Origin of the sequence: Verrucomicrobium sp. (assembly GCA_028283855.1) — a bacterium.
GTDB lineage: Bacteria > Verrucomicrobiota > Verrucomicrobiia > Methylacidiphilales > GAS474 > GAS474.
Genome location: JAPWJX010000001.1, coordinates 65,875 through 83,574 on the forward strand (window position 1 = coordinate 65,875; position 17,700 = coordinate 83,574).

Consider the following 17,700-nt stretch of genomic DNA (forward strand, 5'->3'; position numbering starts at 1 on the left):
GGAAGGGAAGGGGAGCCCCGCTTAAATCCCGCCCCGCCGCAGGTTGGAGGGGAGAATGTTCAGTTCCGAGCGGTATTTGGCGACGGTGCGGCGCGCCAGGGGGATGCCGCGTTCGGAAAGGATGGAGACAATCTCCTGGTCGGAAAGGGGCTTCTGCGGGTTTTCCCGGGCGACGAGCTCCTGGATGGCCTCCTTCACGCTGGTGTTGGAGAGGAACTCGCCCGTGGTGGTCTGGTAGCCGGGGGTGAAGAAATACTTCAGGTCGAAGACGCCGAAGGGGGTCTGGATGTATTTGTTGGCGATGGCGCGGCTGACCGTCGTCTCGTGGACGCCGACGGCTTCCGCCACCTGGCTCATGGTCAGGGGCTTGAGCATGGCCGTGCCGTGCTCGAAGAATTCCGTCTGCCGCTGGACGATGGCGCTGGCGATGTTGAAGAGGGTCTGCTGGCGCAGGTGGAGGCACTTGATGATGAACTTGCCCGCCCGGATCTTTTCCCGCAGGTATTCGCGGACCTTGGCGTCGTTGCCGTCGGTGGCCAGCAGGTCCTTGTAGACGTTGCTGATGCGGAGGCGGGGAACGGCGTCGTCGTTTAGGACGACGATCCACTGGTCGCCGTTCTTCTGGACGGCCAGCTCCGTGGTGACGATGTTCCGCTTGTCGTCCGGGGCGAAGGCCGAGCCGGGCCGGGGCTGGAGGGTGGCGATGAAGTGGGCGGCCTGGATGACGCGGTCGGCGGAGACGCGCAGGGCGCGGGCGATCTCCTGGTATTTCTTCCGGCCCAGCTCCTGGATGTGGTGGGAGACGATGGCCGCTTCCACGTCCTCCGCCTTGCCCAGGCGGTCCAGCTGGATGAGGAGGCACTCCCGCAGGTCGCGCGCGGCGACGCCCACGGGGTCGAAGGTTTGGATGAGGGCCAGGGCCTGCTGGACGGTGGGGATCGGCGTCTGGGAGGAGGAGGAAATCTCGTCCAGGTTCGACTTGAGGAAGCCGTCGTCGTCGAGGCTGCCGATGATTTCCTCGCCTGCGGCGCGGATCTGCTCGTCGTCGGTGGCCAGGGAGAGCTGGCGGGAAAGGTGGTCGGAGAGCTGGTCGGGATCGACCTGGGAGTCGAAGAAGTAGCGGCGGCGCTCGGCGTCTTCCGCGGTGTAGGTGGAGCTGCCCTTGGATTGGGCGAAGTATTCGCGCCAGTCCTCGTCCTGCTCGGCCTGGGCTTCCTTGGTGGCCTCTTCCTTGTCCCAGCGGTCGTTCTCGGCCTCTTCGGGGGTGGTTTCCTTGGCCTCCGGCTTTTGTTCCTCTTCCTGGACCTCGGCTTCTTCCAGGACGGGATTGACCTCCAGCTCCTGCTGGATGAGGGAGCGCAGCTCCAGCGCGGGCGCCTGGAGCAGGGCCAGCGACTGCTGCATCTGGGGAGAGAGCGTCTGGCTTAAGCCGAGGTTTTGGTGCAGACCGAATCCGGCCATAGTCCCCTAGAGTAAATTTTAATGGGCTTCCGGGCAAAGGAAAAGTTGCCGGGTACGAGTCCTTTCGATAGATAAAGAACCCATGCTCGAGTTCACCGTATTGGCCAGCGGATCGAGCGGGAACTGCGCTTTCCTTAAAACCCCCGGGGCGCGCCTCCTGATCGACGCGGGACTTTCCGGAAAGCGGATCGAGCAGGGGCTCTCCGGCGTGGGAGGCAGCCTGGCGGAGATCGACGGCGTTTTCATCACCCACGAGCACAGCGACCACGTCCTGGGCCTCACGGCGCTGGCCCGCCGCAGGAACCTGCCGGTCTACTGCAACCGGTTGACCATGGAATGTCTCCAGCCCGCGCTGGAGGGATATGACAATTGGCGCCTTTTCGAGACGGGCCAGACCCTGACGGTGGGGGACGTGACGATCGAGACCTTCCCCGTTTCCCACGACGCCTACGACCCCGTGGGCTACATCTTCCACCACGGCCTGGGGTCGGTCGGGTTTTTGACCGACCTGGGGCACGCCACCAAGCTGGTCATCGAGCGGGTCCGCCGCTCCCGGGCCCTGGTCCTGGAGGCCAACCACGATCTCCAGCTCCTTCAGCAGGACACCCGCCGTCCCTGGCCGGTGAAGCAGCGCATTCTTTCCCGGCACGGCCACCTTTCCAACGAAGCCGCCGCCGAGCTGGCCGTCCAGATCGCCGGGGCGCACTTGGAAGACCTCTTCCTGGGTCACTTGAGCGACGACTGCAACCGGCCCGAGCTGGCCGCCCAGATCATCGGCGACCGGCTCCGTGCCCACGGCCACCACCATGTCCGGCTGCATCCGCTGGAGCCCTCCCGCGCCGCCGCCACCCTGCGATGGACGGAGGCCCGCCCTCCCTTGCCGGAGGTGGAAACCTCTGCCGCGGAAGAGCCGTTCCTCTCTTAAAAACGGGGCTTTTCCCCCGTTGGCTTGCCTTTTTTACGGCTTTCCTATAGCCTTCCTCTCTCTCGGGTAACGCAAGGGCGCCTTGGGTAAGGCGATTTTGGCCGGTCTTTTCAGGCCGGCGGGAACGGAACGAGTCATAAGATGAACACGGAATCGACGAACAAGCCGGAAGACCAGGGCGGATTTTTTGCCCTGCCCCATCCGCCAAAGCTGAGCGAGGACGCCTATGAGGGCGCCCAGCGCAGCTCCGCCATGAGCCGGCCTTCCAAGCGGAGAGCGCGGGGCGGGGACATGGGCGCGGCCTCGTCGGCCTTCAAACGGTCGGGCAAGCCGAGCTAGCCGATTCCGTGCTTCCGGCGCTTGGCGCCGAGGAGCTTTTCCATTTCCGCCCAGGGCAGGGTGTTGGCCACATCCTCCCGGCGCAGCCACCCCTTCCGCGCCAGGCCCGTGCCGACGCGCAGGTATTGGAAGTCGCCGATGGAGTGGGCGTCCGGGTTGATGACGCAACGCACCCCCTTGTCCCGCGCCCGGCGCCACCAGCGCCAGTCCAGGTCCAGGCGGTAGGGGTTGGCGTTTAGCTCGATCCAGGTGCCGGTTTCCGCCGCCGCGTCGATGAGTTTTTCCAGGTTCACCGGGTAGGCCTCCCGCTTGAGCAGGAGCCGCCCCGTGGGGTGCCCCAGCATGGTGACGTGGGGGTTCTCCATCGCCTTGATGAGGCGCGGGGTCATGTCCTCGTCCTTCGCGCCGGGCACGTGGAGGGAGGCCACCACGTAGTCGAAGCCGGCGAGCACCGCGTCGTCATAGTCGAGGCGGCCTTCCTTCAAGATGTCGCACTCGATCCCGGAGAGGACCTTCACATCGTCCTGGTCCCGGTTGAGGGCGGCGATTTCCTCCCGCTGCGCCAGGACGCGCTCCACGGAGAGGCCGTTGGCCTGGAAGGAGGACTTGGAATGGTCGGCGATGCCCAGGTAGCCCAGGCCCAGCTCCGCCGCTTCCGCCACCATCTCCCGCAGGGTGTTGCGGCCGTCGCTGGCGTCGGTGTGGCAGTGGAAGGTGCCCTTCAGGTCGGTCCATTCGACCAGGCGCGGGATCTCGTTCTTCTCCGCCGCCTCGATTTCCCCCAGGTTCTCCCGCAGCTCCGGCGGGATGTAGGAGAGCCCCAGGTCGTGGAAGATCTCCTCCTCCGTGACGCAGGGGATCAGCTCCTCCTTGCCGTCCGCCTCGCGGAAGAGGCCCCATTCGCTCAATTTCTTTCCCTGGGAGATGGCCCGCTGGCGCATGGCCACGTTGTGCTCCTTGCTGCCGGTGAAGTGGTGCAGGGCGTAGGGGAAGACGGTGTCGCTCACCACGCGCAGGTCGCACTGGAGGCCGCCGACGAGGAGGACGGAGGCCTTCGTCTCTCCCTGGCCGATGATCGATTCGACGCCGGGGAGGTGGGTGAAGTAGCGGCTGACTTCCACCGGGTCGGTCGTGGAGGCCAGGAGGTCCAGGTCGTGCAGGACCTCCTTGTTCCGCCGCAGGCTGCCCGCCGCGCTGACGCGGATCACGGCGGGATGCTCCCGCAGCGCGTCGAGGAGCCCTTCCGCGATGCCCAGGACGTCTCCCAGCCGGTGCTGGCCGGTGTAGCGGCGCCGCTGGTCGATGCTTTGCAGGATGTTCAGCTCCGTCTTCGCGCCGAAGCCCTTCAGCTCGGCGACGCGGTGATCCTGGCAGGCCTTTTCCAGCGCGGGGATGTCGGAGACTTGGAGCTCCTCGTAAAGGGCCTTCACCTTCTTCGGCCCCAGGCCGGGGAGTTGGAGGAGGTCGAAGATGCCGGGCGGGAAGGAGGCGCGGAGTTTTTCGTGGTATTCCAGACGGCCGGTCGTCACCAGCTCGGCAATCTTGGCCTGGAGGGCCTCCCCTAGGCCGGGAATGGAGCCCAGGCGCGCCTCCGCCACGATCCGGCCGAGGTCCTCGGAAAGGGATTCCAGGGCGCGGGCCCCTGTCCGGTAGGCGCGGCTTTTGAAGGGGTTTTCCCCCTTCAAGTCCAGGAGGACGGCGATCTCCTCCAGCACGGCGGCGGCATGTTCCTTGTCCATCCCCCTCACCATGGAGGGGACCCCTCAAAAATCAATCGCATGCGGCCCGCCGCCTGCTTAAATAAAACCCGCTCCATGACCGCCCTCCCGACTCCCGCGCGGCCCGTCGCCGCCTCCCGGAAACTCTTCGCGGAGGCCCTGCGCTACCTGCCCGGCGGGGTCAATTCCCCCGTCCGCGCCTTCCGCGGGGTGGGCGGAGAGCCGTTCTTCGCCGTCCGGGCGGAGGGAGCCCGCGTTTGGGACGCCGACGGGAACGCCTACGTCGACTACGTCGGCACCTGGGGCCCGGCCATCCTGGGTCACGCGCCGAAGGTCGTCGTGGAAGCGGTGCGGAACGCCGCCGTCCACGGCACCAGCTTCGGCATTCCCAATCCGTTGGAGGTGGAGATGGCCCGCACGATCCTCTCCTGGGTCCCTTCCGTGGAAAAGGTCCGCATGACCAACAGCGGCACGGAGGCCTGCATGAGCGCCATCCGCCTGGCGCGCGGCTTTACCAAGCGGGAAAAGATCGTCAAATTTGAAGGCTGCTACCACGGCCACGGCGATTCCCTTTTGGTGAAGGCCGGCTCCGGCGCGCTCACCGGGGGCGAGCCGGACAGCGCGGGCGTCCCCGCCGCCCTGGCCGCGCTGACCCTTTCCCTGCCGTTCAACGACCTGCCCGCGCTGGAGGCCGCCTTCGCGCAGAACAAGGGGGAGATCGCCGCCGTCATCGTGGAGCCCTTCCCGGCCAACACCGGCCTGATCCTCCCCGACCCCGGCTTCCACGAGGCGCTCCGCCGCCTCTGCACGGAGCACGGCACGCTCCTTATCTTCGACGAGGTGATGACCGGCTTCCGCCTGGCCAAGGGCGGCGCGCAGGAGCTCCTCGGCATCCGGCCCGACCTTTCGACCTTCGGCAAGGTGATCGGCGGCGGCCTGCCGGTCGGCGCCTTCGGCGGCCGGGCGGAGGTCATGGACCACCTGGCCCCGCTGGGGAAGGTCTACCAGGCCGGGACCCTTTCCGGTAATCCTCTGGCCATGGCGGCGGGCCTGGCCCAGCTCCGCGCGCTGGAGGAGACCGGCGGCTTCGCCAAGCTGGAGGAAGCCGGCGCCGCGCTGGAGGCGGGCCTCCGCCCGCTCCTGGCCAAGCTGGCCACCCCCACGCAGCTGGTCCGCCGCGGCTCCATGTTTTCCCTTTTCTTCACCGACGGCCCCGTCCGCAGCCTGGCCGACGCGCTGCGCAGCGACCGGGAACGCTTCGCCCGCCTCTTCCACGCCCTGTTGGACCGGGGCGTCTACCTGGCCCCCTCCCAGTTCGAGGCCGGATTCCTCAGCACCGCCCACGGCCCGGCGGAGATCGAGCAAACCCTGCGCGCCTTCGCGGAGGCGCTGCCCCTGGCATGAGGCGGAGGCGGCTCCTCCTCCTGGCCGCGCTGCTTTGCCTCACGGCGGGCGGCCTGCGCGCCCAGGAATCGCCGCCCGCCGCCGCCTCCATCCTGCCGGTAAAGGAGATCCGGCCCGGCATGCGGGGCGTGGCCTACACCGTCCTGCAGGGGACGGAGGTCGTCCCCATCCAGGTGGAGATCATGGGCGTGGCGGAAAACGCCATGGGACCGGGCCTCGACCTCATCATCGGCAAGCTCGTCGATCCGAAGACGGCGGTCTGCGGCGCCGTCCACGGCATGAGCGGCAGCCCCCTCTACATCGACGGCAAGCTCGCCGGGGCCCTCTCCCGGCGGCTCACCACGTTCGAGAAAGACGCCCAGTGCGGCTTCACGCCCATCGAGTCGATGCTCCAGGTCGGCGAGATGGCTTCCAGCGCCTCCGCGATGGCCGCGCCCTTTTCCCCCTTCCATCTGGCCAAGGGAGACACCCTCGTCGAGCCGCCCGCGCCCCGCTTTGAGACGCTGGGCGTGCCCTTTTCCGCCACCGGCCTTTCCGGCCAGGCGCTCGGGGAGCTGTGGCGGGCCCTCGGCTTTTCCGGCTCCGGCTTCATCCCCGTCTCCGCCGGGGGCTCCGGGAGCCTGGCCCGGCTCTCCGGCGCGGAGCTCAAGCCCGGCGGGGCCGTCTCCGCCGTCCTCATGTCCGGGGACTTGAACGTCGTGGGCACCGGCACCGTCACCACCCGGACGGGGAACCGCCTCCTGGCCTTCGGCCACGGCATGCAGGAAGCGGGCGCCAGCGCTTGGGGCCTGGCCCCGGCGGAAATCATCACCACCATCCCCAGCTACGCGGAGGCGTTTAAGATGAGCAACGCGGGCCCGCTCGTCGGCACCGTGGATCAGGACCGCCTCTGCGCCATCGCGGGGAAGGTCGGCCCGCTGCCGCCCCTGGCCGATTACCGGATCGAAATCGTCCACAACGGCAAGGCGTCCCCCACGCTCAAGGGCCGCTTCGTGACGGACAAGAACACCGTCCCGCTCCTCGTCGCCACCGCGGCGGCCGCCGCCATGCAGGATTCCAACCGGGTGGGCCGCACTCTCTTCCTCCACGTCTCCGGGGAGCTGCGCTTCCGGGACTCCGCCGTGCCGCCCCTCAAGATGGACGAGATCGCCTCCGGGGAGGACTTCGAGGCGAGGAAGGCCCTCATGACCCTGGTCGAGCCGGTGGAGATATTCTACGGCCAGCCCTGGCCCGTCGTCCCGCCCGCCTCCCTCACGCTGCGGGTGGAGACGGCGGAGGAAGTCCGCGCCTGGACCGTGGAGGAAACCCGCGTGGACAAGCGCTCCGTCGACCCGCGCGGGACGCTCGGCGTCGACGTCGTCCTGCGGGAGCGCTACGGGAACCGGCAGGTCCGCCACTTCGACGTGGCCCTGCCGCCCGCGCTCAAGCAGGGCCCCTTCCGCATCCGCGCCAGCGGCGCGATGGGCCTGGACCTGCCCGCCATTTCCGACACCGCCCCGGCCATCGAGGACGCGGCCCAGTACGTCGCCCTCTTCAATCGCCGCCACCGTGCCGACCGGCTCTACCTCCAGATCGTGAGCGACGCGCCGGGCCGCGTCGTGGGCGACCGGCAGCTGCCCGCCCTGCCGCCTTCCGTCCTCTCCGTCACCGGGCGGGACGCCGCCGCCTCCGGCGCGAAGACCGTTTCCATGGGGGAGCAGGTCTGGTATGAAACCTCCGCCGAGATGCCGGGCGTCGTCGGCGGGCAGCAGAGCGTCTTCCTCGACATCCACTCATGATCCAGCGCCTCCTTTTCCTCTTCCTCGCCGCCTCCTCCGTGGCCCGGGCCGTCCAGCCGGAAGAGATCGTCTACTCCAGCTACCCGGACTTCGCCGCCGGAAACCTCCGCAGCGTCACCCTGAGCGACTTGGGCGTCCTGGCCGCCGCCCCGGGGCTAAAGGAAATCGCCTCCCTGCCGCCGCTGGACGCGGAACAGATCTGGGCCCTCCTGCCGGACGGCGCGGGCTACTACGCCGCCACCTCGCCGAAGGGGCTCCTCTTCCGCGTCACGCCGGGGAAGGCGGAAGTCGCCGCCAAGTTCGCGGAGAACAACCTCTACGCCCTGGCCCGGAACGGGAAGGGGGACCTCTTCGTCGGCACCTCCCCGGACGGGAAGATCTACCGCCTCTCCCCCGGCGGGAAGCCGGAAGTCTACTTCGAGCCGAAGGCCAAGTATATCTGGGCCCTGGCCTTCGACGCCCAGGGGAACCTCTACGCCGCCACCGGCACGGAGGGGAAAATTTTCAAGATCACCGGCGCGGGGAAGGGGAGCGTCTTCTGCGCGACGGACGAGGTCCACGTCCGCTCCCTGGCCTTTGCCCCGGACGGCGCGCTCCTGGCGGGCACGGCGGAAACCGGTACCCTCTACCGCATCGCGCCGGATGGCTCCGCCGTCGCCCTGGTCAGCACGGGGCGGCAGGAAGTGGACCGCATCGTCGTCCTGCCGGACGGCGTCGTCTACTTTTCCGCCGCGGGCTCGCCCCGCGCCTCCGCCCCCCGTGACGGCGGCAGCAAGGGCGGCGGCAACAAGGACGGCCTGCCGCCCTCCCTCGTCGCCGGTTCGGAAAACCGCCCGGCCCCGTCCGGCCCGCGCCTGCCGAAGCCGACCTTCGCCGGAGGCCAGCTGGACGAGGGGAACACCGCCTCCCAGGTCTGGCGGCTCGACGCCTCCCTCTACCCGCAGGCCATCTGGTCCACGCCGGAGACGATCCTGACCCTCGACCGGGACGGGGAGGGCGTCCGCGTCGGCACCGCCTCCAACGGGGCGCTCTACCGCCTCGACGCGCGGGGCCGCGCCACCCAGGTCCTCAAGCTCAACGGGCCCAGCCTGACCGCCGCCGCCCCGGACAAGGCGGGCTTCTCCCTGGCTTCCAGCAACCCGGCCCGCGTCTATCGGCTGGAGGATTCCCGCCCCATGCGCGACCCGGGCGTCTACGAGTCGGACGTCGTCGATTCCCACGGCTTCGCCCAGTGGGGCGCGCTGCGCGCGGAAGGGACCGGCCTCAACGCCTTCCTCTTCACCCGCAGCGGCAACACGCCCCGCCCGGACAAGTCGTGGTACCCGTGGGTCCCCCTGCGCGACGCCTTGAGCGCCAGCCCGCCCGCGCGCTACTTCCAGTTCAAGATCGAGATCGCCACCGGCACCGTCGACCGGGTCGACCTTTCCTACCTGCCGAAGAACCTTCCGCCGAAGATCGCGCAGGTGGAAATCCTGCCGCCGGGGGTCGGCTACGCCGCCGTGGAGCCGCCCCAGCCGCCGCCGCAGGCCCGCAGCGCGGAGCAGATCCTCCTCTCCGCCGTCAGCGGGCCGGAGGAAGGCGGGTTTGCCGGAAACGGCGGCGGGAACATACGCTACCAACCCTCCTTCGCCCGCGGCTATCGCACCGCCGTTTGGAAGGCGAGCGATCCGAACCGCGACACCCTCCGCTACGCCCTCTACTACCGCTCCACCGCCGATAGCGCGTGGCGGGAACTGGCCAAGGACCTGGACGGCACCGTCTTCAGCTGGGACGCCAGCGGCTGGCCGGACGGCCGGTATTACCTGAAGGTCGTCGCCAGCGACGAGAAGGACAACCTCCCCGGCAAGGCCCTGACCGACGAGCTGCCCAGCCGCCTCTTCCTGGTCGACAACACGCCGCCCGCCATCACCGTCTCCTCCGGCGACAGCCGCCAGGTCTCCTTCCTGGTGAGCAAGGAGGGGAGCGGTATCGACAACGTCTCCGTCTCCACCAACGGGAGCGACTTCAAGGTCCTCCAGCCGGCGGACGGCGTCGTCGACCCGCGCCGCCAGCGCTTCAGCTACAAGCTGGAGGCCGGGCAGGTCCTCTTCATCCGCGCGGAGGACCAGGCCGGCAACGTCTCCAGCGCCCAAGTCAAACCATGAGCTTCTCCCCCTCCGCCTACCTCGACCTCTCCCAGACCGCCCACGCCGCCCTCTTCGAGGGGGTCGGCAACGTCTGGGAGGCGCTCCCCCGCATCGCCCCCTATCTCAAGGAGAACCTGAAGCCCGCCTTCCACGGCTCCAAGCTGGCGGAGGCCTACGTCGGCCCGCAGGTCTACGTCGGCCCCGGGACGATCATCGAGCCCGGCGCGGTCATCAAGGGGCCCGCCTGGATCGGCGCCGAGTGCGAGGTGCGCGCCGGGGCCTACATCCGGGAAAACGTCATCGTCGGGGACGGCTGCGTCCTGGGCAATTCCTGCGAGTTCAAGAACGCCGTCCTCTTCAACGGCTGCCAGGTACCGCACTACACTTACGTCGGCGATTCGATCCTGGGCCACAAGGCCCACCTGGGCGCGGGAGTCATCCTTTCCAACTTCAAGCTGGCGGGAGACGAGGTCGTCCTGCGGCACGACGGCGCGCTCATCCGCACCGGCCTGCGGAAATTCGGCGCCATCGTCGGGGACCGGGTGGAGGTCGGCTGCAAGGCGGTCCTCAACCCCGGCTCGGTCATCGGCCGGGGGGCGGTCCTCTATCCCGGCGTGGTCTGGAGCGGCGTCCTGGCGGAAAAGACCCTGGTGAAGAACCGGCCCCAGTATCAATTATTGCCGGTTCGGGACTAAATCCTGCTACCCAGAGGGCGTCATGAACGGCCCCGTCTTCTTCACCGCCGATCCCGTCACGGGGACCAAGGCCGACGCGCCGGTCCTGCAGGAGATGGTCGACGACGCGGCCGCCACACGCCATTTCCAGGAGACGATCTGCGCCCTGGCCGCCGAGGCTGGAATGCCGGAGGCGGAGGCCCGCGCCCTCTTCCTCAAGGAGAAGCCCCGTGCCTAGCCGGGAGCGGGAGCGCGCTTCGGCCGCCGCCGTCCGCAAGGCCCCCGCGCGGGAGCTCTCCCCCGCCGCCGCCCGCGCCCTGACGCGGCGCGGCGAAAGCAGCCTCGACTTCGCCCTGGAGCTGGAAGACCACGGCATCCAGGTCGACCGGATGGGCCTCGACCGGAAGCAGTGGCGCCAATTCATGGGGCCCGGCGTGACCCCCGCCAATTTCTGGGAGAAAGTCCTGCCCGGCCTGGATCTGGCCGGGGAACGGCGGGTGCGGATTTCCTCCCCCGATCTCATGCAGGGAAAGGAGCTTTCCCGCCTCGACCTGGAATTGAAGGCCTCCGTGAAAGACCGGGACGGGAAATTCGTCCCCGTCGAGCTGGAATGGCGCATTGAACCGCGCGAAAAGACGGGCCGCTTGGCCATGCTTTCCCTGGACGCCGCCGGACGCGGGCGCGGGCTGGGGGAGGCCCTTTTCGAGCGGACCATGGCCTTCTTCCGCGATCGGGGCGTGGAGCGGGTCACCATGCGGGCCAACATCGACGTGGGCGGCTATCTCTGGCCGCAGAAGGGATTCTTCGCCCAGGACCTGGGGGAGGCGGCCGCCATGCTGGGAGACGGCCCGGCCTACGGGGCCAAGGGGCAGATCCACGCCCAGATAGAATCCCTGCGCGCCGCGATCCGGCGGCGGGAGATACAAGGCGGCCTTTCCAAGGAAGAGCGGGAGCAGACGCGGGAATTCGCGGCGGAGCTGGACCAGGCCCAGCGCATTGTGGAGGACGGGCGCCGGCATGTCGCCGCCGGGAACTTGCGTGCGGCCCAGCTGGCCGTGCCGATGGTGGCCGCGCTGCGGGCGGAGACGCCCGAGTTCCTGATCCGGAAGATCTCCGCCGACAATCGCGGCGCGCTCTACGCCGCGCTCCGCGCCGACACGCTGGGGAAGGCGCTCCTCTGCGGCACCGCCTGCGAGGCGGCGTACGACTTCCGCGACGCGCGGTGCCGCCGCCTCTACTCTCCCAAGCCTACCGCTTAGAGAGATCCTCCCGCAGCAGCTCCACGGAGCGCTTCGGGTTGATGAGGGCGAAGGTGCCCTTGTCGGCCCCCTGGCGGATCAGCTTGATCGTCCCCTCCGGCGTCAGCGCGGGGTCGAGGGCGATGAGCTTGGCGGCCAGGTTGGCCGCCTCCGGCGCGGCCATGGAGGTGCCGGAGAAGGGAAGGACGTCGCCGCCGGGGATGCGGCTCTTCACCTCGAAGCCGTCGGCGTAGACGGAGACGTTCCCGCCGAAGCTGGTGAAGGAAGTCCGCTCCCCCGCCTGGTCGACGGCGCCGACGACCAGCAGGTTCGGCAGCTTGAAGGAGGAGGGGGTCACCTCGTCGAAGGCCACGTCGTTGTCGCTGTTCCCCGCGGCGGTGACGAAGAGGATCTCCGGCGCGCTCTCCAGCGCGGCGCGCAGGCCCGCCTTGTCCAGGTTGAAGATTTCCCGCGCCACCTTGGCCCGCTCGGCGGCGTCCTTTCCGGCGCCGTTGGCCTCCAGGGCTTCCTCCACCCCCTTGAGGGAGCCGCCCCAGCTCATGTTGACCACGCGGACGTGGTGGGCCTTGAAGAAGTTGACCGTGGCCTGGTAGGCCAGGACGTCCTTCTTCGTCTGCTCGATCGTCGGCTTCTCCGGGATCATGTGGTAGTCGAAGCTGATCCGGCCCACGGCGATCCGCGCGGCAGGGTTACCCTCCACCGCCAGCCCGGCCACGTGGGTGCCGTGGGCGTAGTTGCCGTAGAGGCTCGTCTCTTCCAGATAGGCCTTCACCTGATCCGGGGCCAGGGCGGCCATCTGCGCCTTCACGGCGGCGGCCTCCGGGCTGTCGACGGCGGCGCGGATATCCAGCAGACCCTTGATCTGCTTTTCCATGGCGGAGAGGCGGCTGGGATCGGGGATGGGATGGAGGAGGCCTTCCACGCGGTTGGAATGGAGGTCGAAGGCGATGTAGGCGGGCTTTCCGTTCTCTTCCAGAACCTGGCCGGGGTAGAGCGGCGCGTCGACGCCGGAGTCCCAGATGCCGACGCCGACGGGGGTGAGCTTCTCGTCCGGGGCGAAGCTGACGGCGCGGGAGGCCCAGATGTCCGGCTTGTTCACCTTGTGCGCGGCGATGGCCTCGCCCAGGACGGCGACGGCCTCTTCCTTCACGGGGAGGGAAAGCTCCAGGTAGGCGCGGATGCCGACGAGCCGGGCGGCGATGTCGGCGCTGACGGTGCCGGTCTTGGCCACGGCGGGCTCGATCTCGCTCTGCACGACGCCCAGGAGGAGGTTGCGGCTGCGCGTCTCGAAGCTGCCCTTGAGGTCCTTCACGTCGGCCTCCACCACGTCCCAGGGGAGGGCGGCGATCCGGTGGCGCAACTCCTCGGCAAAGGCGCGGCGGTAGCCCTTCGCGTCCACGCGGGGATTGGCCTTCTTCGCGGCGACCATGCGGGCCTCGCTCACCAGGCCGGTGAGGTAGCGGGCGGAGGGCTTGTCCTCCAGGGCGCGGATTTTTTTGATCAGGCGTTTGGCCGTGCGGTCGTCGCAGCGCAGGAGGGCCAGTTGCAGGAGGGTGCCGTCGTAGCGTTTCAACGTCGTCTTGTCGTCGATCTGGTAGTGCTTCAGGTCGCTTTCGATGTCCATGCGGACCTGCTTGGCCAGGGGGGCGAAGGCGGCGGCGTTGGTCACCGCGTCGCTCGCCTTGCCGGGGAGGACGTAGGTGTGGCGGGGGAGGTCGTCGAGCTTGGTGACCGGCTTCTTCCGGGAGCAGGCGGGGACGAAAAGGAGAGAAAGGGCCAGGGCGGCCCAAAGCAGGCGGGTCATGGTTAAGGGTTATAGGAGGCCCGCCGGAAAGGCAATGGGATAGGGCTTGCGCGGCGGAAGGGAGGAAACGAACCTAGGCGTCTTGAGCACGCCTTCCGATCCCGCCGAGCGATTCGCCGCGCTGCGCGCCCGGCATCCGGAGCTGGTCTACGAGCGCTTCGAGATCGTGGAAGAAGCCGACGGCTGGCGCTTCGACTTCCATTTCACCCTGGCGAACGGGCCGCGCTTCCAGCCCTTCCTCTTCGTGCCGAAGAAGCCCGGCGCGCCGCCGCCGGACCGCGCGCTCCTGGAAAACCTCGCCTTCCACGCCGGCCTGGCCGAGTCGATCAGCTATTGGAAGGCGGCCTGCCCGCCGGTGTTGCGGATCGAGGCGGGAGACCTCTCCCCGGAGCAGACGGCGTGGTGGCGGGATCTTTTCTATCACGGCCTGGGCGAGTTCTTTTACCTCAACGGGCTGATCTCCGTCGTCGATCGAGCCTCGTTCGTTTCCTTTGCCGTGAAGGAGGGAGGCCCGGGCCCGATTGCCTGCCCGGCGGAGGGGAACCTGGTGCCCGTCGGCGGGGGAAAGGATTCCCTGGTCACCCTGGACCTCCTGGCCCCGTTCCACGCGGAGACCGACTGCTTCTTCCTCAATCCCTCCCGCGCGCGGGAGGAGGGGGCGGCCCTCTTCGGCTACGGGCCGGAGAAGACGATCGTCGCGCGGCGGCGGCTTGATCCGGCGCTCATGGAGCTGAACCGCGCCGGGTATTGGAACGGCCACACCCCGTTCTCCGCCCTCCTGGGCTTTTCCGCCGTCCTCGCCGCCGTGCTGTGGGGGAAGCGCCGCGTCGTCCTCTCCAACGAGGCCAGCGCGAGCGAGCCGACCGTCCCCGGCACGGAGATCAACCACCAGTATTCGAAGAGCTGGGATTACGAGCGGGCCTTCTCCGCCTACGTGGCCCGCTGGCTGACGCCTTCCGTCTCCTACTTCAGCCTGCTGCGCCCGTGGAACGAGCTGCAGATCGCCCGCCGCTTCGCGCGGGAGGAGCGGGCGCTTTCCGTCTTCCGCAGCTGCAACGTGGGGAGCGCCAAGGACCTGTGGTGCGGGGAGTGCCCGAAATGCCTCTTCGTCGACGTCCTGCTCTTGCCCTTCCTCTCCCATGAGCGCCGGGCCGCCGTCTTCGGCCCCGCCACGCCGCTGGACAAGCCCGCCCTCCTGCCGATCCTGGAGGAACTGGCGGGCGTCGCGCCGGTGAAGCCCTTCGAGTGCGTCGGCACGACGGAGGAGGTCCTGGCCGCCCTGGCCCTGGCCGGGGAGCGGCCGCCCCTTGCCGCCGCGTTCCTGGAAACGCACGCCGCCCGGCTGCCGGACCACGCCCTGGCGGAGGCCCTCCTTTCCGGCTTCCACGGGCCGCACCAAGTGCCCGATTCCTTTTTGCCGCTTTTGGGCTAGAGTGAGAACTTCATGGAACTGGCCGCCTTCCTCGCCCCGCAGAAGCTGCTCCTTTGGGGATTGGGCAAGGAAGGGCTCTCCAGCTACCGCTTCCTGCGCCGCCATTTCCCGCAGAAGCCGCTGGCCGTGGCCGACGCGCGGCCGGAGATCCTCCGGGAAGACCCGCAACTAGCCGCCGACCGCCACGTCTCCTTCCTGCCGCAGGGGGAGGTTCCCGCGCGGCTGGCCGAGTTCGATCTGGTGCTGAAGGCTCCCGGCGTCCCCATCGCCGAGTTCGACCTGAGCGGGCGCACGGAGCGGATCAGCGGCCAGGCCGACCTCTTCCTGCGCTTCGCGCCGGGACGGGTCGTCGGCGTCACGGGGACGAAGGGGAAGAGCACCACCTCCGCGCTTCTTCATCACCTGCTGCGGCCTTCCCAGGGGGCGGCGCTGCGGCTCGGCGGCAACTTCGGCATCCCGCTTTGGGACTTCATCGAGGAGCTGGAGCCGGGTTCCTGCACCGTGGCGGAGCTTTCCTCCTACCAGCTGGAGACGGTCCGCCACAGCCCGGCCATCGCCGTCTGGCTCAACCTCTACGAGGAGCACCTTAACTACCACCGCACCTTTGCCGCCTATGCCGCGGCGAAGGCGAACCTGGCCCGCTTCCTCTCGGCCGACGGGCACCTGGTTTATTGGGATGGCGATCCCCGTCTGGCGGAAGCCATGGCCGGATTGCCCCGCCGGGCGCAGCGCCACGCCTTCAACGGGGACAGCCCGTTCCCGTTCCGCCAGCCCGCCCGGCTGCCGGGACGGCACAACCGGCTCAACGCCCTGGCCGCCCTCACGGCGGCGCGGCTGGTCGGGATCGACGAGGCGACCGTCCAGGACTCCCTGGACAGCTTCCAGAGCCTGCCCCACCGCCTCGAGTATCTGGGGGAAGCCGAAGGCGTCCGCTATTACAACGACTCCATCTCCACCGTGCCGGAGGCGACCCTGGCCGCGCTGGAAGCCCTGCCGGAAACCCGCACCCTGATCGTGGGCGGGATGGACCGGGGGATCTCCTACGACGGGCTGGCCCGGGAGCTGGCCTCCGGTTCCCTGCGGCGGCTCATCCTCCTGCCGGACACGGGAAAGCGGATCGCCGCCCTCCTGCAAAAGCAGGGGGCGCTCGGTTTCGACGTGCGGGAGGCGAAGGACCTGGAGGAGGCCGTGGCGCTGGCGCGGGACGGGGCGGGGCCGGGGGAGGTCTGCCTCTTTTCCCCGGCGGCATCGAGCTACCACCGGTACCGGAACTTCGAGGAACGGGGGGAAGCCTTCCGCGCCCTGGTGCGGGCAAAGGCCTAGCGGCTTAGGAGTTGTCGCTCAGCCGGGAAAGGAGGGAGGCGTCCCCCTTGGCGAGCTGGGCGGCATAGATCTCGTCCAGCTTCTCGAGGTGGTGGCGCACGATGATGTCGTGGACCATGTCGAGGTAGCGGACATCGCCCGTGTAGCCGTCCTTAAACACGGCGCGGATGAACTCGATGCCGGTCTTCTTGCGGAAGGCGTCGTCGTAACGGCCGCTCGCCTTGAGGAAGGCGACGTAGCCGTTGAAACCCTCGCTCAGGGTCGGGTAGGCGCGGAAGTCGGCAATGGTCGGGATGACGCCGTCGTCCAGGGTAGCCATGTTCTGGGCGCGAGGGCCTTTCCAGTTGTTGAAAGCCTTGATGCCAAAGTAGTTGTGATAATTCTTCGCCAGTTTGCTCTGGCCGTAGCTGCTTTCCAGGATTGCCTGGGCCATGATCGCGGAGGCGGGAATCCCTTCCGTGATCTGAAGGCGGAGGGCTTCCGGCAGGGCTGCCTCAAAGAAGTGTTCCTGGTTGGCGTTGGAGGCGCTGGTGAAGACAAGGTTGAGCGCCCGGGCCATCGTGAGGATGTCACTGGTGGAGCTGGACTGGAAGCGGAGGAGGTTGGCGATCTTCGCGTCGCGCTCCGCAATGGCTTGGGCCTTAGCGGTTTCCATCTCCGCCATCTTTGAACGCTGCTCGACGAATTTCTCCAGGGCGATCTGGCCGACGCGGGTCAGGGAAAAGATGGCGACGAGGAGAAGGGCGGAAAAGGCGCACCAAAAAGCGTTCGAGACCAGGAGGGTGGTCCACAGGCCCACCTTGCGCGGCTTGGCCTTGTAGAAAGGCCGGCGCGCGATAACGTCGGTGAGGTCGATGCTTTGCATGGGGAGGAAGGGGTGAACCTTGCTTTCCAGCTTAGGAGGGGGGGGGAGGGGGGGTCAAACGGAAAAACCCCTTCTCCATCAAGGAGAAACCCTATCCTTTGAGCGCCATCCAGAGGAAAAAGCCGACGCCGAGCGCCGCCAGCCCGCCCGCCCCGCCGAGGAGCAGCGGCCAGGGGGTGGCGTCCTGCCAGGGGTGCTTTACCTGCGGGGGCGGGGCGAAGTGGGCGGGAACGCCCCGGGAGGCCGATCCTTCCAGGGAGAGATAGGGATTAAGCGGGGGGAGGGGAAGGGTGGCGGGGGCGTGCTCCGACTCGTAGCGCAGCTCGATGTTCCCCAGGCGGAGGATGTCCCCCCGGCGCAGGGCGGCGTGCTGGACGCGCTCCCCGTTGATCCGGGTGCCGTTGGTCGAGTCCAGGTCGCGGATGGCGTAGTCGCCGTCGTCCCCCAGGACCAGCTCCGCGTGGCGGCTGGAGACGCTGGGATCGGGAATGGGGATGGCGTTGTCCGCGGCGCGGCCGACGGTGACGCGGGGGCCGCTCAACTCAAAGATCTGGCCGTGCAATTCCGGGCTGACACAGAAGATCTTGGGCAT

The 17,700-nt window shown here is 68.6% G+C and carries 15 protein-coding genes; 10 read left to right on the forward strand and 5 right to left on the reverse strand.

Annotation, left to right across the window (positions count from 1 at the left end; all coding sequences use genetic code 11):
* Positions 1 to 21 precede the first annotated feature (21 nt).
* Entirely contained in the window at positions 22 to 1,461 is a 1,440-nt protein-coding gene (gene rpoN / locus PW734_00385) for an RNA polymerase factor sigma-54 (protein ID MDE1169661.1), read from the reverse strand.
* A gap of 82 nt (positions 1,462 to 1,543) precedes the next feature.
* Between rpoN and PW734_00390 the strand changes: the two genes are divergently transcribed.
* A complete protein-coding gene (locus tag PW734_00390) occupies positions 1,544 to 2,386 on the forward strand; it encodes an MBL fold metallo-hydrolase (GenBank protein ID MDE1169662.1) in 843 nt (280 codons plus the stop codon).
* A 141-nt stretch (positions 2,387 to 2,527) separates the two neighbouring features.
* Positions 2,528 to 2,725: a hypothetical protein gene (locus PW734_00395; protein ID MDE1169663.1), complete on the forward strand. Its 198-nt coding sequence runs from the start codon at positions 2,528 to 2,530 to the stop codon at positions 2,723 to 2,725.
* On the opposite strand, the gene polX is transcribed toward PW734_00395, so the two are convergent.
* Complete coding sequence (gene polX / locus PW734_00400) at positions 2,722 to 4,464, reverse strand: DNA polymerase/3'-5' exonuclease PolX (GenBank protein ID MDE1169664.1); 1,743 nt, start codon at positions 4,462 to 4,464, stop codon at positions 2,722 to 2,724. The genes PW734_00395 and polX overlap by 4 nt on opposite strands.
* Positions 4,465 to 4,539: 75 nt before the next feature.
* Between polX and hemL the strand changes: the two genes are divergently transcribed.
* From hemL to PW734_00430, 6 genes are read left to right on the forward strand one after another with little or no spacing between them, the layout of a single operon-like run.
* Complete coding sequence (gene hemL, locus PW734_00405; protein ID MDE1169665.1) at positions 4,540 to 5,847, forward strand: glutamate-1-semialdehyde 2,1-aminomutase; 1,308 nt, start codon at positions 4,540 to 4,542, stop codon at positions 5,845 to 5,847.
* Positions 5,844 to 7,625: a SpoIVB peptidase S55 domain-containing protein gene (locus PW734_00410; protein MDE1169666.1), complete on the forward strand. Its 1,782-nt coding sequence runs from the start codon at positions 5,844 to 5,846 to the stop codon at positions 7,623 to 7,625. Before hemL ends, PW734_00410 begins: the two co-directional genes overlap by 4 nt.
* On the forward strand, positions 7,622 to 9,769 hold the full coding sequence (locus tag PW734_00415; protein MDE1169667.1) for a hypothetical protein: 2,148 nt from the start codon (positions 7,622 to 7,624) through the stop codon (positions 9,767 to 9,769). The genes PW734_00410 and PW734_00415 overlap by 4 nt, the downstream gene beginning before the upstream one ends.
* A complete protein-coding gene (locus PW734_00420; GenBank protein ID MDE1169668.1) occupies positions 9,766 to 10,446 on the forward strand; it encodes a UDP-N-acetylglucosamine diphosphorylase in 681 nt (226 codons plus the stop codon). Before PW734_00415 ends, PW734_00420 begins: the two co-directional genes overlap by 4 nt.
* Before the next feature lie 22 nt (positions 10,447 to 10,468).
* Positions 10,469 to 10,663, forward strand: a complete 195-nt coding sequence (locus PW734_00425) for a hypothetical protein (protein ID MDE1169669.1) — start codon at positions 10,469 to 10,471, stop codon at positions 10,661 to 10,663.
* Positions 10,656 to 11,684, forward strand: coding sequence for a GNAT family N-acetyltransferase (locus PW734_00430; GenBank protein MDE1169670.1), 1,029 nt, complete (start codon positions 10,656 to 10,658; stop codon positions 11,682 to 11,684). Before PW734_00425 ends, PW734_00430 begins: the two co-directional genes overlap by 8 nt.
* Here PW734_00430 and PW734_00435 read toward each other — a convergent pair.
* Positions 11,674 to 13,488 carry a S8 family serine peptidase gene (locus PW734_00435; GenBank protein ID MDE1169671.1) on the reverse strand — a complete coding sequence of 605 codons (1,815 nt, stop codon included), beginning with the start codon at positions 13,486 to 13,488 and terminating at the stop codon, positions 11,674 to 11,676. The genes PW734_00430 and PW734_00435 overlap by 11 nt on opposite strands.
* Positions 13,489 to 13,570: 82 nt before the next feature.
* On the opposite strand from PW734_00435, the gene PW734_00440 reads away from it, so the two are divergent.
* Positions 13,571 to 14,920, forward strand: a complete 1,350-nt coding sequence (locus tag PW734_00440) for a hypothetical protein (protein MDE1169672.1) — start codon at positions 13,571 to 13,573, stop codon at positions 14,918 to 14,920.
* A gap of 12 nt (positions 14,921 to 14,932) precedes the next feature.
* Positions 14,933 to 16,243, forward strand: coding sequence for a UDP-N-acetylmuramoyl-L-alanine--D-glutamate ligase (gene murD / locus PW734_00445; protein ID MDE1169673.1), 1,311 nt, complete (start codon positions 14,933 to 14,935; stop codon positions 16,241 to 16,243).
* A gap of 4 nt (positions 16,244 to 16,247) precedes the next feature.
* Here the strand turns inward: murD and PW734_00450 are convergent, their stop codons facing one another.
* Together PW734_00450 and PW734_00455 are read right to left on the reverse strand one after the other, a co-directional pair.
* Positions 16,248 to 17,108 carry a glucosaminidase domain-containing protein gene (locus PW734_00450; GenBank protein MDE1169674.1) on the reverse strand — a complete coding sequence of 287 codons (861 nt, stop codon included), beginning with the start codon at positions 17,106 to 17,108 and terminating at the stop codon, positions 16,248 to 16,250.
* 91 nt (positions 17,109 to 17,199) lie between these two features.
* Complete coding sequence (locus PW734_00455) at positions 17,200 to 17,700, reverse strand: FHA domain-containing protein (protein ID MDE1169675.1); 501 nt, start codon at positions 17,698 to 17,700, stop codon at positions 17,200 to 17,202.

Excerpts from the sequence above, each read along its gene's own strand:
- PW734_00415 (MDE1169667.1), top strand. The coding sequence starts at position 7,622 with ATGATCCAGCGCCTCCTTTTCCTCTTCCTCGCCGCCTCCTCCGTGGCC.
- PW734_00425 (MDE1169669.1), top strand. The coding sequence starts at position 10,469 with ATGAACGGCCCCGTCTTCTTCACCGCCGATCCCGTCACGGGGACCAAG.
- PW734_00455 (MDE1169675.1), bottom strand. The coding sequence starts at position 17,700 with ATGCCCAAGATCTTCTGTGTCAGCCCGGAATTGCACGGCCAGATCTTT.
- murD (MDE1169673.1), top strand. The coding sequence starts at position 14,933 with ATGGAACTGGCCGCCTTCCTCGCCCCGCAGAAGCTGCTCCTTTGGGGA.
- PW734_00420 (MDE1169668.1), top strand. The coding sequence starts at position 9,766 with ATGAGCTTCTCCCCCTCCGCCTACCTCGACCTCTCCCAGACCGCCCAC.
- PW734_00390 (MDE1169662.1), top strand. The coding sequence starts at position 1,544 with ATGCTCGAGTTCACCGTATTGGCCAGCGGATCGAGCGGGAACTGCGCT.
- PW734_00410 (MDE1169666.1), top strand. The coding sequence starts at position 5,844 with ATGAGGCGGAGGCGGCTCCTCCTCCTGGCCGCGCTGCTTTGCCTCACG.
- PW734_00435 (MDE1169671.1), bottom strand. The coding sequence starts at position 13,488 with ATGACCCGCCTGCTTTGGGCCGCCCTGGCCCTTTCTCTCCTTTTCGTC.
- PW734_00395 (MDE1169663.1), top strand. The coding sequence starts at position 2,528 with ATGAACACGGAATCGACGAACAAGCCGGAAGACCAGGGCGGATTTTTT.
- PW734_00450 (MDE1169674.1), bottom strand. The coding sequence starts at position 17,108 with ATGCAAAGCATCGACCTCACCGACGTTATCGCGCGCCGGCCTTTCTAC.
- hemL (MDE1169665.1), top strand. The coding sequence starts at position 4,540 with ATGACCGCCCTCCCGACTCCCGCGCGGCCCGTCGCCGCCTCCCGGAAA.
- rpoN (MDE1169661.1), bottom strand. The coding sequence starts at position 1,461 with ATGGCCGGATTCGGTCTGCACCAAAACCTCGGCTTAAGCCAGACGCTC.
- polX (MDE1169664.1), bottom strand. The coding sequence starts at position 4,464 with ATGGACAAGGAACATGCCGCCGCCGTGCTGGAGGAGATCGCCGTCCTC.